At 61.0% G+C, this 16,546-nt stretch carries 13 protein-coding genes; 5 read left to right on the top strand and 8 right to left on the bottom strand.

The window, feature by feature from the left end; all coding sequences use genetic code 11:
* Positions 1–53: 53 nt before the first annotated feature.
* From ACILSL_RS12590 to ACILSL_RS12580, 3 genes are all read right to left on the bottom strand, one after another.
* The gene (locus ACILSL_RS12590; RefSeq protein WP_395732389.1) at positions 54–1,556 is read right to left on the bottom strand and encodes a polysaccharide lyase; all 1,503 of its coding nucleotides are present in this window, start codon (positions 1,554–1,556) and stop codon (positions 54–56) included.
* Positions 1,557–1,727: 171 nt separating this feature from the next.
* Positions 1,728–3,440 (bottom strand): M56 family metallopeptidase, encoded by a 1,713-nt coding sequence (locus tag ACILSL_RS12585; protein WP_395732388.1) that lies wholly within the window; start codon positions 3,438–3,440, stop codon positions 1,728–1,730.
* 7 nt (positions 3,441–3,447) lie between these two features.
* Positions 3,448–3,852: a BlaI/MecI/CopY family transcriptional regulator gene (locus ACILSL_RS12580; RefSeq protein WP_395732387.1), complete on the bottom strand. Its 405-nt coding sequence runs from the start codon at positions 3,850–3,852 to the stop codon at positions 3,448–3,450.
* A 139-nt stretch (positions 3,853–3,991) separates the two neighbouring features.
* Here ACILSL_RS12580 and murA point away from each other — a divergent pair, with 139 nt between their 5' ends.
* The 5 genes from murA (at position 3,992) to ACILSL_RS12555 (ending at position 11,095) form a co-directional block, all read left to right on the top strand.
* Entirely contained in the window at positions 3,992–5,257 is a 1,266-nt protein-coding gene (murA, locus tag ACILSL_RS12575) for a UDP-N-acetylglucosamine 1-carboxyvinyltransferase (protein ID WP_395732386.1), read from the top strand.
* Positions 5,258–5,831: 574 nt separating this feature from the next.
* On the top strand, positions 5,832–6,740 hold the full coding sequence (locus ACILSL_RS12570; RefSeq protein ID WP_395732385.1) for a sugar phosphate isomerase/epimerase family protein: 909 nt from the start codon (positions 5,832–5,834) through the stop codon (positions 6,738–6,740).
* Between the two features lie 29 nt (positions 6,741–6,769).
* Positions 6,770–7,345, top strand: coding sequence for a DJ-1/PfpI family protein (locus tag ACILSL_RS12565; RefSeq protein ID WP_395732384.1), 576 nt, complete (start codon positions 6,770–6,772; stop codon positions 7,343–7,345).
* 43 nt (positions 7,346–7,388) lie between these two features.
* Positions 7,389–9,506, top strand: coding sequence for a c-type cytochrome (locus ACILSL_RS12560; RefSeq protein WP_395732383.1), 2,118 nt, complete (start codon positions 7,389–7,391; stop codon positions 9,504–9,506).
* Positions 9,500–11,095: a hypothetical protein gene (locus ACILSL_RS12555; protein ID WP_395732382.1), complete on the top strand. Its 1,596-nt coding sequence runs from the start codon at positions 9,500–9,502 to the stop codon at positions 11,093–11,095. The genes ACILSL_RS12560 and ACILSL_RS12555 overlap by 7 nt, the downstream gene beginning before the upstream one ends.
* 273 nt (positions 11,096–11,368) lie before the next feature.
* Here the strand turns inward: ACILSL_RS12555 and ACILSL_RS12550 are convergent, their stop codons facing one another.
* From ACILSL_RS12550 to ACILSL_RS12530, 5 genes are all read right to left on the bottom strand, one after another.
* Positions 11,369–12,280 carry an MBL fold metallo-hydrolase gene (locus tag ACILSL_RS12550; RefSeq protein WP_395732381.1) on the bottom strand — a complete coding sequence of 304 codons (912 nt, stop codon included), beginning with the start codon at positions 12,278–12,280 and terminating at the stop codon, positions 11,369–11,371.
* A gap of 49 nt (positions 12,281–12,329) precedes the next feature.
* On the bottom strand, positions 12,330–13,499 hold the full coding sequence (locus ACILSL_RS12545; RefSeq protein WP_395732380.1) for a class I SAM-dependent rRNA methyltransferase: 1,170 nt from the start codon (positions 13,497–13,499) through the stop codon (positions 12,330–12,332).
* A gap of 149 nt (positions 13,500–13,648) precedes the next feature.
* Positions 13,649–14,026, bottom strand: a complete 378-nt coding sequence (locus tag ACILSL_RS12540) for a GxxExxY protein (RefSeq protein WP_395732379.1) — start codon at positions 14,024–14,026, stop codon at positions 13,649–13,651.
* A gap of 166 nt (positions 14,027–14,192) precedes the next feature.
* Entirely contained in the window at positions 14,193–15,203 is a 1,011-nt protein-coding gene (locus ACILSL_RS12535; RefSeq protein WP_395732378.1) for a zinc-binding alcohol dehydrogenase family protein, read from the bottom strand.
* A gap of 534 nt (positions 15,204–15,737) precedes the next feature.
* On the bottom strand, positions 15,738–16,546 hold an 809-nt coding region (locus ACILSL_RS12530; protein WP_395732377.1), incomplete at its 5' end, for a murein L,D-transpeptidase family protein.

Genomic DNA, 16,546 nt, shown 5'->3' with positions numbered 1-16,546 from the left:
GTTCGGATCATCAGTGAAAGTCAGTGTCAGTCAGTGTTTACAAATAAAAGCATCTACTGCGCCTTCAGCCACACGCACAGCGCCCTCACATTCTGCACAAAATCCAGGCTGTAGAGCACCCCGCCCGCAGGCCGCGTTTTCTTCCCGCCCGCGTCGCGCATCCATCCCCGCTCTTCATCCGTCACCGGCCACGAGCCATCCGCCTGCTGCTCCTTCAAAATCGTCGCAACGTCCGCCTCCGTCGGCGGCGATGCCCAGCGCTCCTTCTCCACCCGTGGAAACACCGCCGCCTCCCCGCGCTCAATCTTCTGTCGGAAACTCTCCAGCGCCTCCAGTTCGCTCTCCCATTTCCAGCCATAGTTCGAGGAGGCCTTCGCATCAGAATAAGTCAGCACAAATCCCTTGCCGCCTTCACCACGCTCAAAGTACAGCGGCTTGTTCGTCTGCAGTTCATAGTAGCGCGCGAGCCTCCCATCCGGCAGCAGCGACTTCCGCAAATAAGCAAGCGCACGCGGCAGCGGTGCCAGATACTTCTTGTCTCCCGTCGCCGCCGCCAGCCTCAGCAGCGCCCACATCGCCGATTGGCTTTCTCGCCCGCAGATCGCACTCGGCTCAAACGCCCGGCTCCACGCCGGGTGCATCTCCGCATCATACTGCTGCGCCCACGCCGGCTGCGGCTCCGGCATCTGCGCGGCGATGAGAAAATCTCCCCCGCGCTTCGCCGCCTCCAGGTATTTCGCATCCCCCCGCAGCTGCCACGCGAGAAGTAGCGTGCTCATCAGCATCGCGTGCGTGTTGTCATTCAGCACATAGCATCCCGTGAAATCCTTCGGCCACTTGCGCGGCCACTCAGCCGGATAACTCCCCGCCTTGACCGGATACTTGGCCACCGGCGGCGGAGCAGTCGGCCACGTGTCCCAGTTCGCACTCCATCCACCCGCCGGATATTGCGTCGCCAGGATCGCTCTCAGCGCATAATCCGCCGCCTTCTTGATCTCCGCATCCTTGCCGCCCAGCGCATGGTCCACGCGCACCAGCAGCCGCGTGGCCGCCTGCGAGACATCATCATCAAAGGTGGAGTAGTTGTTCTTGTTCTGGTGGCGCTTCCACACCTCCCACCCACCTTCACCCTCAGGTGCTTTTTTCCGCTCGATGAGCCTGCCATCCGCATCATGCCGATAAAGCTGCACCGCACGGTTTTTCGCATCAAAATGCCCCGAGTAATCCCAGCCTCCCGAAGCCAGTTGCGTGCGCGACACCGCATGTGCCGCCGCCACCGCAGCCGCCAGGCACTTCTCATCCTTCGTCACCTCATAGGCATCCAGCATCGCCATGCCCACCGCAGGCGTCCCCGGCGGCTGAATCCAGATCGTGTCCGCTCCCGGAATCCCCTCCGCCTCCCTCAGAGTGAAGTCTGCGCTGTAACGATACACGTAACCCCCATGAGCCGCGGCTTTGGCATGATAAAAGGAAACAGCCTTCGTGATCGCCGCCGTGATCTCCTGAGGCGTCGCAGCCTCGGAGGACAGAGACAAGCCGAATGCCCAAGCCAGCATGACCAAAGACTGCCGAAGTCCCAATGACGAACCAGGCATAAAGTGGAGGTTAGAATCCGGCTTCGACATCGGGAGTTATTTCGTCATTCAGACCGACTCATTCGTCATTTGAACCCGCTGCTTCACCCGCCGTGGACATGACCCCACGAAAATTGACAGCCCAGTTTCCGGCTACTCCGCCTTGATCCCCACATTCCTGTTCCCATTATCTCTCACGGCATCCACCGTGTTATGCAGCGCCCCCAGCGGCACATTGTCATCACCGGTCACCACGACCTTGGCTCCGGCATGCTCGGGCAGAAAAGTGCTCAGGTGCCCGCGCAGTCTTCCCATCGAGACTTCCGTCTCTCCCACCATCACGGCCTCGCCGTTCTTGATCACCTTGAGCGTGATCGTCTCGCCTGAAGAGGTGGCCTTGTCTCCATCACGCGCTCCCGTCTTCCGGTTGCCCTCACCGTCACGTGCCCCTTCTTTTCTGCCACCATCACCCTCACGCGCCCCAGTCTTCCTGCCGCTGTCGCCCTCGCGAGTACCAGACTTGCGTGTGCCATCACCTTCGGCAGAGCGTGGCTTTTCACCATCGCGTGCCCCCGAGCGCGGCTTTTCACCATCGCGCGCTCCCGAGCGTGGCGTTTCGCCATCGCGTGCGCCGGGCTTGCGTGTGCCATCGCCTTCGGTAGAGCGCGGCTTTTCACCATCGCGCATGCCGCTTCTCTGGCTGCCACCCTCGGCTTCACGCGTGCGGGTGGCGGTGCCTGCTTCACGGCCCGTGGCTGCAGCATTTCTCGTCTCAGCCGCAGGTGCGCGCGAGCCCTCCCGTGTGCGTTCCTTGGCGGGCACTTCATTTTCCACCGCACGCGCCGTGGTGAAGGAGTAGCAAACAAGAGCGCTGAGCGTCAGGACGAGCAGCAGTTGAATCACGGGCTGGCGGGCGGTTGGGTGGGCGATCATATGAATGCGTTGGCGCAGGGTGGGGTGGTTGCGCACGCATGGGGCCAACCCTGCCATGGCCGGTGGTGCGAAAAAGCTTTCCTGAATGCGCAGCAGCGTGTGCCCGTAGTCCAGCCGCTCCGTGGGTGACAGCAGCGCCAGCGCCCCTGCATCGCAGCGCAGCTCGCGGTCCGCCTGAAAGCGCGACACCACAAACCACACCAGCGGATTGAACCAATGCAGCGCCTGCACCGCCGTCGCGGCCCAGTTCCATGCCAGATCATGCTGCTTCACATGCAGCAGTTCGTGCAGCAGCACATGGCGCAGGCTGCGTTCATCAAAGCGCGTCTCCCAGTCCTCCGGCAGTAGGATGCTCGGCTGCATGATGCCCACCACCGCCGGAGTGCTGCCCGCAGGCATCAGGACGATGCGCACTTGCTTGCGAACGCCCGCCTTCTGGCAAAGACTCGCCACCAGTGCCCGCAGCAGCGCAGCCGTGGCCAGCGGACGCTTACGCAGTTCCAGTTCAAACCGCCGCTGCCGATACAACGCTGCCGCAAAGACCCACAGCGCCCCCATCAGCCACACTCCCAACGCCAGCGTGTACCCAGAAATCATTCCCGCAGTTTCAGCCCCACCACCGATGGATTCAGAAACAATCCGCACGTTCTCCGCGTCAGCAGTTCTCAGCACATCCGCCGCTGCAACGACTGGCGCTGCCGCCTCAGTCATGCGCGCCGCCTCATCCTGCTGGAACCACGCCCCCAGCCCAAATCCTGCCGGAATAAAAGCCGGCAGCATCAGCTTCGTCCCCACCAGCAGCCACAAGCCAATGCGCCATGACGGGCTCAGCCGCGTCCCCAGCATCAGCCGCAGCCCCAGAACGGCCAGTATCAGGAGGCTCGCTTCGAGCGACGTGCGCAGCAGCCAGTGGAGGAGGGCATCGGCATTCATGGGTGGATTACTTTTTAAGTTTCTTCTCGGCCTGGTTGAGCACTTCACGCAGCGCGGCCAGGTCATCTTGCGTCACATCTTCACGTTCCATGAGCCCGGCCACGAAGGGCGTGAGGCGGCCATTGAAGACACGGTCCAGAAAACTCCGGCTCTCTTCATGCTGGCACTGGTCCTGGGCCACCGCAGGCGTGTAGCGAAACTCACGCCCCACTGCCTCCACCGCCAGCGCCCCTTTGTCAGCCAGTCGGCGGATCAGGCTCTGCACCGTGCGCGGCTTCCAGTGCAGCCGCCCTTCCAGCTCCTTCACCACCTCCGCCAGCGTGCTCGTCCCGCGCTGCCAGAAGACATTCATCACCGTCCATTCGGCGTCAGAAATCTTCGGGGCAGGGGGATGGGGAGTTCGGCGAGCCATGGTTGGATTACAAATGTGATCCACGGATTACGCATGTAATCCGACTCGGCAAGAACTTTTTTTCAAGCAGTCTTTCTTGTGCGAGGATTTCGAAGAATGGCTTGCCACTGCCTCTTTCCGCAGCACAAAGCACTCACACATGGAAAAACTCATCGTTCAAGGCGGCGCACCTTTGAAGGGCCGCATCAACATCAGCGGCTCTAAGAACTCCTCGCTGCCCATTCTCGCTGCCACCCTCCTCACCAAGGACACCTGCACCATCCGCCGCGTCCCCGATCTCAGCGACACCAATTACATGGTCCGCATCCTCGGCGAACTCGGTGCCGAGGTCGAGCGCGCCAGCGGCGTCGTCGTTGTGAAGGCGGAGAAGATCAAATCCGTCGCGCCCTATGATCTCGTTCGCAAAATGCGCGCTTCCATCTGCGTGCTCGGCCCCCTCACTGGCCGTTTGAAAAAATGCACGGTCTCACTCCCCGGCGGCTGCGTCATCGGGGACCGCCCCGTGGATCTCCATCTCAAAGGCCTCGAAGCCCTCGGCGCGCAGATCACCGTGGAAGGCGGCGACATCTTCGTGAATGCCAAGAAAGGCTTCAAGGGAGGCCCCATGAATCTCATGGGCAAGCACGGCTCCACCGTCCTCGGCACAGACAATGTCATGATGGCCGCCGTGCTCGCCAAGGGCACCACCATCATCGAAGGCGCCGCCGCAGAGCCCGAAGTCGAAGACCTCGCCAACTTCCTCATCAAGATGGGCGCGAAGATCGAAGGCGCAGGCACCCACCGCATCACCATTGAAGGCGTGAAGGAGTTGCATGGCGCGGAGCACGTCGTCATTCCGGACCGCATCGAGGCAGGCACCTTCCTCGTCGCCGGTGCGATGCTTGGTGATGGCGTCACCCTCAAGCGCGTCATGCCGGAGCACATGAAAGCCGTCACCGATGCCATGATCAAATGCGGCTTCCCCATCGACATCACCAAGGACAGCATCACCGTGAAGCCCAATCCAAACGCCAAAGGCTTCGATCTCACCACCCTCTGCTATCCTGGTTTCCCCACCGACATGCAGGCGCAGATGTGCGCCCTCGCCTGTGTCATCAATGACACCAGCACCATCACCGAGACCATCTTCCCGCAGCGCTTCATGCACTGCGCCGAAATGAAGCGCATGGGGGCCAATATCGACCTCCAGGGCGCCACCGCCCGCATTCGCGGCGGCAGCGTCCTCAAAGGCGCTCCCGTCATGGCCTCCGATCTCCGCGCCTCCGCCGCCCTCGTCCTTGCCGGCCTCGTCGCCGAAGGCAAAACCGAGATCAACCGCCTCTACCACATCGACCGCGGCTACGAACACCTCGACGACAAACTCGCCGCTCTCGGTGCCCAGCTCGAACGCGTTCAGGATAAGTGAATCTGCTGCCCTGGGAGCGCGGCACTCCGATGCCGCCTCTGGTCGTCCGAGCGACGCAGCTGCGTTGTTTCACAACGCACGCCATAAGTCCCCAGGTTTCAGATTCTGGATTCCGGATTCTGAATCAGCGTCATGTCAGCGTCTCATCAGCGGTTCAAATTCGATTCCTCCCTCCCTTCGGCATTCGACTCCAGCAAAACCGCGTGGCCACGGCATGCAGTCACGTTTGAGATAAATCTCCGCTCCCTCTGCTCCTTTGCCTCTCTGCGGCAAACCGAACCTCCCCAAACTCGCCCTCCTAGGAAACGAGTTTTGCCAATCGCTATAAATCCAGCGATGCCAAATCAGTCTCCCTCTACCCGCCCCTGATCACACTGCTCTAAGACCGGCTTCGGGGAGAGGGCCGGGGTGAGGGGCGCTCGAATCACCTTCGCCAGCATGCGTCTGCGGCCAGGTCGTCGGAATCCCGCTCTTGTACAGGTGCTAAATCGACCTCCTCCACCCCGCCGCAAAACCTGAAGAACCCAAATCAAAGTCTGAATGAAGACGCGCCCTCCTCGTCGTTTACTCCCCCATGACCAGCCGCCGTCGCTTCCTGCAAACACTCTCCGCTCTCTCCGCCGCTCCAGCCTTTGCGGCAGACGCACCGCCGTGGAAGCTGAACTACATGCTCGCCTCCTCCATGTATGGCAGCCTTCCCCTGACGGAAATTCTGCCCGAAGTCAAAAAGACCGGCGCCACCAGCATCGAACTCTGGCCCAAAAAACACGGCACCCAGCGCGAGGAGATCGACGCCATCGGCCACGACAAATTCGCCGCCATGCTCCAGCAGCACGGCCTCACCTTCGGCGGCACCACCCGCTATGACCTCGGCCCCTTCCGACTCACCGAAGAGATTGGCATCGTGAAAAAACTCGGTGGCACCTTCATCGTCACCGGCGGGGCAGGGGACTACAAGGTCTCCCCCGAGCAGCTCAAGCTGAACGTCAAAGCCTTCGTGGAAAAGATGAAACCCCACGCCGCGCTCGCTGCGGAAAACGGCCTCACCCTCGGCATCGAAAACCACGTCAACAACCTCATCGACACCCCCGACTCCCTCCGCTGGCTCGCCGATGACATCCGCAGCATCCCCGGCATCGGCATCGCCTTCGCCCCTTACCATCTCCCGCAGGATGAAAAGCTGCTCTCAGATCTCATCACCCACATCGACCAAAAGATGACCCTCTTCTACGCCTGGGAGTTTGGTCACGGCTGCTTCAAGCCCATGCCCAAGAACGAAGAACTCCAGCAGCTCCCTGGTCGCGGCAAACTCGACTGGAAACCCCTGCTGCAAGCCCTCAAAGCCATCAAGTTCACCGGCCCCACCGAAATCTTCATGCACCCCACCCCCCGCGGCATCCCTATCCTCCCCACCGCCGCAGAGACCACCGCGGAAATCGTCCGCGCAAAGAACCATCTCGACAATCTCGTCACCAATCTTTAATCAACACACCAACACTCCACCCACACACCATGTCCGAAGCCAAAGTCCTCATCATCGTCGGCGACGCCACCGAAACCGTTGACACCCTCTACCCCTTCTACCGCCTCATCGAGGGAGGCTACAAGCCCGTCGTCGCCGCGCCGGAAAAGCGGAAATACCAGATGGTGCTGCACGAAATCAAGCCCGGCTGGACCATCACCAAGGAGTGGGAAGGCTACAGCATCGATGCCGACATCGCCTTCAAAGACATCAATCCCGAGGAATACGTCGGCATCTTCTTCAGCGGCGGCCGCGCCCCTGAGTACATTCGCGAAGACGCTGATCTCCTCCGCATCACCAAGTGGTTCTGGGAGCAGAAGAAACCCTGCGCCAGCGTCTGCCACGGCGTCGAAATCCCCGCCCGTGCAGACATCGTCAAAGGCCTCCGCATGGCCACCGTCGCCAAGTGCAAATTCGACCTCGAAATCTGCGGCGGCATCTATGTCAATGAACCCTGCGTCATCGACCAGCACATGTACTCCGGCCGCACCTACCACGACTCCGGCCACTTCGTCGCACCCTGGATCAAAGCCCTCGACGCCGAGCGTGCCAAGATGGGCATTTAAATCGGATCTGAATGGCCGCAAAGCGACGCAAGAACACGCAAAAATGAATACCTCAAAACTCTGGACCCTTTTTGCGGCCTCTGCGTTTTTTTGCGGCCAGGTTCAGGCCCATCCTCTCCAGGCCGAGCCCATCAATCACGCCTTCGTCTACACCTTCGATCAGTTCCACATTCCCGAAGACCCGGACGAATCACTGGTAAACGGCGGCCTGCTGCTCCTCGCGGAGCTCAACTGCACCACCTGCCATGCCGTGCCGAAGTCATGGCAGGAGCGCCTCAAGCCAAAGCCCGGCCCCGATCTCAGTGCCGTGGGCTCCCGCCTTGATCCCGACACCCTCTGGCTCATGATCCGCAGCCCGCAGTCACGCAAGAAAGGCACGCAGATGCCCGGCTTGTTCGCAGGTGCCGAAGGCGATGACGAAAAAGTGGAAGCCCTCGTGGAATACCTCAGCAGCCTGAAACAAGACCTGCCCAAAGTCCCCGCTGGCGATGCCGAGCGCGGCAAGGACCTCTATCACAAAGTCGGTTGCGTCGCCTGCCATGAGCCCGCCAAGGACGTGCGCCCTCCCAAAGTGGCCGCAGATGCCGAAGTCGAAAAACCCGGCAATGCCTCCGTGCCCATCGCCCTCGCAGACGCCTACGACTTTACCGCCCTCTCCCACTTCCTCCACGATCCTCTCTCCGTCCGCCCCTCAGGCCGCATGCCCGACATGCGCCTCTCCGCCCAGCAGGCCTCCGACATCGCCGCCTACCTCCACGTCGGCCGCGTCGCCGAAAAAGCCGCCGCCCGCGCAGCCCTCAAGCTCCCCAAACAAACCATCGAAAAAGGCCGCGAACTCTTCCAAAAGCTGAACTGCATCGCCTGCCACAAAACGAGTGATGCAGTCCCGTCTTTAGCCGCCTCTGAAAGCTCAGCTAAATCCACCGCCACAAAACCCCTCAAAGCCCTCTCTCCCACCCTCGGCTGCCTCGCCGAAAAACAACCCTCCGGCACTCCTCGCTACGATCTCAACGCCCTCGAAAAACGCGCCATCACCCTCGCTCTGGCCCTCATCCAAAAAGAAGACGCCCCCACACTCACCGCGCAGGAGAAAGTGGACTGGCAGCTCACCCGCCTCAACTGCTACGCCTGCCACGATCGCGATGGCAAGGGCGGCCCCGAAGATCCCCGCGCCCAATACTTCGGCGTCAACGACTCCACCGCAGAGTCACTCGGCCAGCTCGGCAATCTCCCGCCCAATCTCGACAAAGTCGGGCGCAAGCTCACCCGCGGCTGGTTTGAAAAAATCCTCTGGGGCAAAGACGGCAGCGTCCGCCCCTACATGGACACCCGCATGCCCAGCTTTGGCCGCGAACAAACCGAAATGCTCATCACCTGGCTCAATGAAGCCGATGCCTTGGAAAAACCCTTCCAGATCGATGTCAGCGGCCTCGCCAAGCATCACCGCGCCGAAGCCGGACGTCAGCTCCTCGGTGCTAAGGGCCTCGCCTGCGTCTCCTGCCATGGCATGAAGGATCGCAAATCACTCGGCCCGCCCGTCATCCGCCTCACCCACACCGCCGAGCGCCTGCAGCCCGAGTACTTCAAAGAACTCCTCCTCAATCCCCAGGTCACGCAGCCCGGCACCGTCATGCCTCCCATGTTCGTCGGCCGCAAAAAGGCCGATCAGGAGATCGAAAGCATCTGGACCTACCTCCGCGAGATCGAAGGCCAGCCGCTGCCCGAAGGCCTCATGTCCTCCGCCGATTTCGAGCTGAAGCCTGATGCCGGCAAGCGCCCCATCATCTTCCGCAGCTTCATCGAAGGCGTCGGCACCCACGCCATCGGTGTCGGTTTCCCCGGCGGACTCAATGCCGCCTTCGATGCCAAGACCAGCCGTTGGGCCATCATTTGGAAAGGCCGCTTCCTCGATGCCATGAGCAACTGGCAGGACCGCTCCATGCCCCCCATCAAACCCCTCGGCACCGAGGTCAAGCTAATGCCAGCATCTGCCAGCGCGCGCACCTACGGCGGCTATACCCTCGGCAAAGACGGCATCCCCACCTTCCGCTACCGCGAAAACGGCCGGCAAATCGAAGACACCCTCCGCCCCGTCAAAGGCGGCTTCGAGCACATCATCACCATCAACGGCCAGCAAACAAAGGAGATCCTGTCATGGTAAACTTGATTCAGGTAGGGCGGGCTGTCCTCAGCCCGCAGCGTGAGTCCGCGCCATCCTCGCAGACCACAGCCCGCCAGCGAAGCCCGCACGCTTCCGTCCATCGCCTCTGCTCCCTCGGCCTCTCCGCCCCTCTGCGGCTAATCCTTGGTCTCCTGGCCCTCGCTTCAATTGCCAACGCCCAGGACCAGTCCGCCTACTACCGCACCGAAACCTACGAGCTCCCCAAAGGCGTCAACTTCGAAGCCAGCGGCATCGCCATCCTCCCCGATGGCAAACTCGCCGTCGGCCTCCGCAAAGGCGAAGTCTGGATCTCCCAAAATCCCACCGACACCGCCAGGCCCGGCTTCAAGCTCTTCGCCACCGGCCTCCACGAGATCCTCGGCCTCGCATGGCATGATGGAGCACTTTATGCCACCCAGCGCTCCGAAGTCACCCGCCTGCGCGACACCGACGCCGACGGCAAGGCCGACGAATACCTCTGCGCCTCCACCGGCTGGGGCGTCTCCGGCGCCTACCACGAGTACGCCTACGGCCCCGTGTTCGACAAAGAAGGCAATCTCTACACCTCGCTCAATTGCAGCATGGGCAAAGCCTGGAAAGGCGCAGGCGATGAAGAAAAGCATCCCCTCTGGCGCGGCTGGGTCGTGCGCAGCACCCCGCATGGAAAACTCGAACCCTTCTGCGCCGGCTTCCGCAGCCCCTGCGGCATCGGCCAGAATGCCGAAGGCGACATCTTCATCACCGATCAGCAGGGCAACTGGATGCCCACCACCCCGCTGATGCACGCACGCAAAGGCGCCTACTTCTCCCACGCCGACTCCATCCCCGACGCCATGCGTCCCGAATCGCCCGTCAAGATCGCGCCCAAGCAGCCCGACGGCATCACCGTCGCCGAAGCCATGAAGACCGTGCAGGGCTACACCCCGCCCGCCGTCTGGCTCCCTTATGTGAAAATGGGCCAGAGCGGCACCGGCATCGCCTGCGATCTCAGCCCCGGCAAATTCGGCCCCTTCGAAAAGCAGCTCTTCCTCGGCGAATTCGTCCTCAGCGGCGTGAACCGCGTCTTCCTCGAAAAAGTCGGCGGCGAATACCAGGGCGCCTGCTTCCCATTTATTGACGGCCTTCAGTGCGCCGCACTTGGGCTCAATTTCCTCCAGGACGGCTCCCTCGTCGTCGGCCAGTCAAACCGCGGCTGGAACAGCAAAGGCAATCGCCCCTTCGGCCTCCAGCGCATCGTCTGGACGCAGAAGACCCCGCTCGAAGTGCGCACCCTGCAGCTCACCCAATCCGGCTTCCGCTTCACCTTCACCCTCCCGGTAGATCCCGCTTCCCTCACCACCCTCACCGGCACCAGCTACACCTACCCCTTCCAGAGCAAATACGGCGGCGACGAGCTCGACACCCAGCCCCTCAAGATCGACTCCGCCCAGCTCAGCCCCGACGGCCTCACCCTCGAAGTCCAGTGCCCCACCACCCTCCGCCCCGGCTACGTCCACGAATTCCAGCTCCCCCAGCTCAAGTCCAAAGACGGCACCCCGCTCTGGCACCGCATGGCCTACTACACGCTCAACAAGCTTATCACCGAGTAATAAAGCACTCGTGAGCTTCAGCTCACTCCGGAGAAACGCCCCGCGCACCCGGCCAATTCGGAGCACCACACACGCAGCCGCCGCTTCCGCAGCCTCTCCTGATGACCGTGTTGTTCAGACACCCTCATGATCCCGCCTCCAGATCAGTACGATAAGCACTCATGCCTGTCGATCAGCGCCCCCTCAATCACCCCGGCCCCCACATTCCCCAGCACCGCCACCCCGCTCCACCATCTCAAACACAAATCTCTGCGTCCGTCCATTCTCTGCGGTTTAAATCAGCCCTTCCTGGCGCTCTTCGCAGTCTTCCCGATCAAGAAAGCAACCCGGCTCCCAAACAGGTTCTGTTGAAAGCAGATCCGAATAAACCTGACCCGGCAAGATGACGAACACCGGAAAACCGACCTTCGCGGCCGCAGCGTGCTGACGGACGGCCTGCACGATTTCGTCGGCTTTGTATCGAGCTGAGAAGTGGAGGAGAACCAGAGCTTCAAGATCAAGTTGGGCCGCTGAAGCGATCACATCGGGAAGGTTGGAGTGGGAACTGCGTGCGGTTTCAGGAGCCAGGAATGTGGCTTCGTGAAACAAGATTTTGACTCCGGACCAGCGTTCAGGACGCAGCTGCGGTGCATCTCCGGAGTATCCGACGAGCTTTTCGATCTGAGGTTCGGTGACAGCGTCTTCTCCGTGCTCCTTTCTCAGTGCTCCGATTTCCGCGCCGTTCATTCCTGTTAGTTCCGGCCTCAAACTCCGGCGCACCGCGCACAGCGTGTAATCGAGAGATTTCGTGAGATCTCCCATCGTGACATGCTCCGAGGTGCGGGCTTCGATGAAATGCGTTTTATCCAGCGGCACCGTTTCTCCCGGTGCGAGTCCTCTCCACGTGGCCGGGCCGGATTGAGGATCAAATTTTTCCATGAAGTCCTTCAGCGCGGGAAATGAACCGGAATCCTTCGGATAGAAGATATGAGGGATGCCATCACGTGCGTTGAGTTGATGGAGCTGAAGCAGTCCGCATACGTGGTCCCGATCCGCATGAGTGACGAACACGTGCCGTACTTTGCGTCCCTTTTGACCTAACGATGCACTGATGCCATCTCCGGCATCAAAGAGCAGGCCAAAGTTCTCCACAAACACCCAAGTCGAGAAGAGTGCTGTGGAGGCCGCTGCAATGGTAAGATGCATGGTTTTTGATTTCGAGAGGGCGTAGCCCAGATGGCTGCTTGTTTCACCTCTACCAGCTCGCCACCACCTCATACGCATACCCGCGCAGATACTCCGTCTCCGGAATCGTCGCCAGGATCGGATGATCCGGACGCTGCGTGTACGTCGTCACCCGCCGCAGCGTCTTCTTCGCATCCACCGCCGCATCCGTGATGCTGCTGTGAAACTCCTCCGCGCTCACATGGTGGGAGCACGTGAAGGTTGCAAAGATTCCGCCCGGTTCCAGCATCTTCATCGCCCGCAGGTGGATCTCCTTGTACCCACGCAGCGCATCTCGCACCGAGCTTTTCGTCTTCGTGAACGACGGCGGATCAAGGATGATCAAATCATACCGCGCCGCCGCCGCCTCGTTGCGCTTGAGGAAGTCGAAGCAGTTCTCAGCGATGCAGTTGATCTGCACCCCGGCAATCGCCGCATTCTGCTTCGCCACCTCCGTGGCGCTTTCGCTGATGTCCACCGCCGTCACCTCACTGGCACCCGCCAGCGCGCAGGCCTGGGCGAAGCCGCCCTGATTCGAAAAGCAGTCCAGCACCCGACGTCCCTTCGCGAGGGCGGACACAAGCTGGTAGTTGTCCAGCTGATCCAGGTACAGCCCCGTCTTCTGACCTTCCAGCAGGTCCGCATGAAACGCGCTGCCCTGATACCGCACCACAAACGGCGTCGGCGTCTCACCGCTCACCACACCCTTGATCTGCTCCATGCCCTCGGCCTTGCGCACTGCCCCTTCGTTGCGCTCCACGATCCCCCGTGGCTTCAGCACATCGTTCAGCGCCTGGATGATGAGGTCCTTGCGCAGATCCATCGCCAGCGTCAGCGTCTGCAGCACCAGGAAGTCGCCGTAGCGATCCACAATAAGGCCGGGCAGCCCATCAGACTCGCTCCACACGATGCGGCACAGGTTCAAATCCACTCCCGCCGCCTCGCGCACCTTCATCGCCCGCTGGATGCGCCGCGTGAAAAAGTCCAGGTCCAGATCCTGCCGACGATACGAAAACAGCCGCGCCGAAATCTGCGACTGCGGATTGTAAATCGCGCTCCCCAGCGGCTTCCCCCTCACATCCTGCAAATGCACCACATCCCCCGGCTTCGGATCCCCAAAGCGCTTCTGGATCTCCGTCGCATAAACCCAAAGGTGACCGTGAAAAAGACGCGCGCGTGGCTGGACAGTAAGAGTAGGCATGGCTGGAGGGGAAGGGGAGGGTTGTTAAACAGTAGTGGGAGAGATGGTACAGTAGAGCAGCCAAATGACGAATGCCGATTTTCCCAATCTCCGTCATTCGTGACAATCCGTGCTTGAGAGTTCTGAAAAAATTGAGGTCGGCCACTCATTCAGTTAACGACGCGTTTCCAGCGAAGGTCGGCATGTTTGAAGTTGATCAGGAGGGCTAGTCGAAACCCTGTGATGGCGAGGTACCCCATCATCTGGGCGATGTGGGTCTCATTGAAGTCGGTGACAACCTTGGGGTCAATGATGATAAGATCATCCACCAGCAGGTCAGGAACCAGCGTGTCCACCCACTGACCGTCGTAATAAACATCAAACCGTCGTTGTTGCTCGATGCGGTGCCCCCGCTTCTTCAACTCGATGACCATCGCATTTTCATAAGCCTTTTCGTTTAGGCCGGGTTTCAACGTGTTAAGCACCAGCATCGCCGCGCCGATAATCGACTCCGACTGGGGGCGGTAAAGCATCTTGTCTGTTTTCATGGGTTGTAAATTTCAACATTGAACCACGGATCTCACGACCAGCACGGATCGATCCAATGATTCAGCCTCTGTCATCCGTGATAATCCGTGAAATCCGTGGTTAAAAACTCCGGACTTGAGCCACGGATCTCACGACCAGCACGGATCGATCCAATGATTCAGCCTCTCAAGCAGTAAGAGCCCCTAATCCACCCACCGACACCACCGCCTTGATCACCCGAGCCTCCGGCTTCAGCCACCCCTCCATCTCCCCCGGCAGCTCCGCAAACTCGCACCGGTGGCTGATCCACGGCCTAGTATCAATCTGCCCGCTTTGAATCATCCCCAGAATCCTCGGGAAATCCGCTGCCACCGCATTGCGGCTCGCCAGCAGCGTCAGCTCCCTCCGGTGAAACAGCGGATCATCAATCATCACCGGCTCCTTCGTGATCCCCACATACACAATCCTTCCGGTAAACCGCGCATGCCTCAGCGTCCCCGCCATCGACCCCGCATGCCCCGTCGCGTCAAACACCACCTGAAACGCCTCCTCATCCGCCAGCGTCTCCACCACCTTCACCCCTGCGTAGTGCTTGGCCACAAACTCCCGCCGCGCCGCATTCAGCTCCAGCACCGTGATCGCCGCCCCCGCTGCCCGCGCAAACTCCAGCACCGTCAGCCCGATCGGCCCCGCGCCAACAATCAGCACGTCATCACTCGCAGCCACCTGCGCCCGGTTCACCGCATGGCAGCCGATCGCCAGCGTCTCCACCAGCGCCAGCTGCTCAAAGTCCAGCGCATTGCACGCATGCAGCTTGTGCGCCGGCAGCACCATCCGCTCCCGCATCCCCCCGTCGCAATGCACCCCCAGCACCTGCAGCGTCTCACAGCAGTTCGTGCAGCCCCGCTGGCACGCATGACACTCTCCACAGTTCAGATACGGCTCCACCGAGCACCGATCCCCCGCCTGCACATGCGTCACCCCATCACCCACCGCCAGCACCTCCACCCCCAGCTCATGCCCGAGAATCCGTGGAAACTCAATGAACGGCATCTTCCCCAGATACCCGCTGAAATCCGTCCCACAGATCCCAATCGCCCGAATCCCCACCAGCGCCTCTCCCGGTCCCGGAGCCAGAGCCTCCGGCAGCGTGGTCCATTCAAAAGTCCTGGCAGCAGTAAGCGTAAGTGAGTTCATAAAATCGTAGAACAGGCGTCCCGCCTGTTGGGTCACCAGAGGATAGGGGGGCTCGCCTGTCAGGTCGAACACCGAATAAAATTCCCTCAAAAAAATCCACCCCCATCAGCCCATTGAGCCCCCGTCTTTCTACCCACCGTACCACTTCACCCACTGCGGAGTGGTCCGCACATTCCATGTGCGGACCGCGCGTCCGCTGACTCTCCAAAACCCCACCACTCCACCTCCGTTCATCCTGTGATCCTGCATCCTGTTAATCCTGTCCACCTCCCCTCACAAACGCCCCGGCATCTCCACCACCACTTCCTCTACCTAACCAAATACTTCCCACCCACTACCCCAATATCCGGCACCCGCTTCTCCATCACCCACCGCGGAGTGGTCCGCACATTCCATGTGCGGCCCGCGCGTCCGCTGACTCTCCAAAACCGCACCACTCCACCTCCGTCCATCCTGTAATCCTGCATCCTGTTAATCCTGTCCACCTCCCCGCGCTCCCCTCACAAACGCCCCGGCATCTCCACCACCACTCCTTCACCTAACCACATACCTCCCACCCACAACCGCAATATCCGGCACCCGCTTCTCCCTTTCAAAAACATCATAGCCTCCCTGCAGCCCTCGCCAAAATTCCCGGTTCGCCTCCTCCGCGCTCCCCATCCTCTCCGCCGTCATCCGAAACGGAAAACAATGCACCGCCACGCTCCCACCACCGCTGACCGCCGCCTCCACCACCAGATATATCTCCTCAATCACCGCATCCGTCATCGCAAAGCACCCCACGCTGCACACATCCCCGTGAACCATGATCAGGCTGCCCGTTCGCTGCTGCGCCAGGTCATACGCATTCGGATACCCGATGTTAAACGCTAGGTGATAACTGCTCGCCGGATTCATCTGCTGCTGCGTCACGCTGTAAAAACCCTCCGGTGCCTGCAGGTCCCCCTCACGCGTCTTCGGCCCCAGCGTGCCCGAAAAACACGCGATGGGATACCTGCGGAACAGCCGCCATTCGCCCGCGCTCCCCTGCATCCACAGCTCCAGCTCACGGCTCTCCTTGAAAATGCGAATGAAAGCCGGCTGACCCAGCGCACACTTCCGCGCCGCCAGTTCCTCCTGCAGCTTCGGCAGCAGCCGCGCACGCACATCAGCCAGCCGCTCCAGCGCCTTTAGACTACGCCATTCCTCCGGCGAAGGCGGAGCAGGGTAGGGCAAAGACAAAGATTCACGCGTGACCATTTGCAGGGCGTAGTTGATCCAGGAACGAAGAACATGAAATGAACCACCACGCAGCGCCAGAACGCACACGGCCACCAGTGCGACCAGGAGCAGCAGGCGGCGCG

It is taken from the genome of Prosthecobacter sp. (assembly GCF_044222345.1).
GTDB lineage: Bacteria > Verrucomicrobiota > Verrucomicrobiia > Verrucomicrobiales > Verrucomicrobiaceae > Prosthecobacter.
Note: the sequence above shows the minus strand (reverse complement) of the source record. Positions and strands in the feature narration are given on the sequence as shown.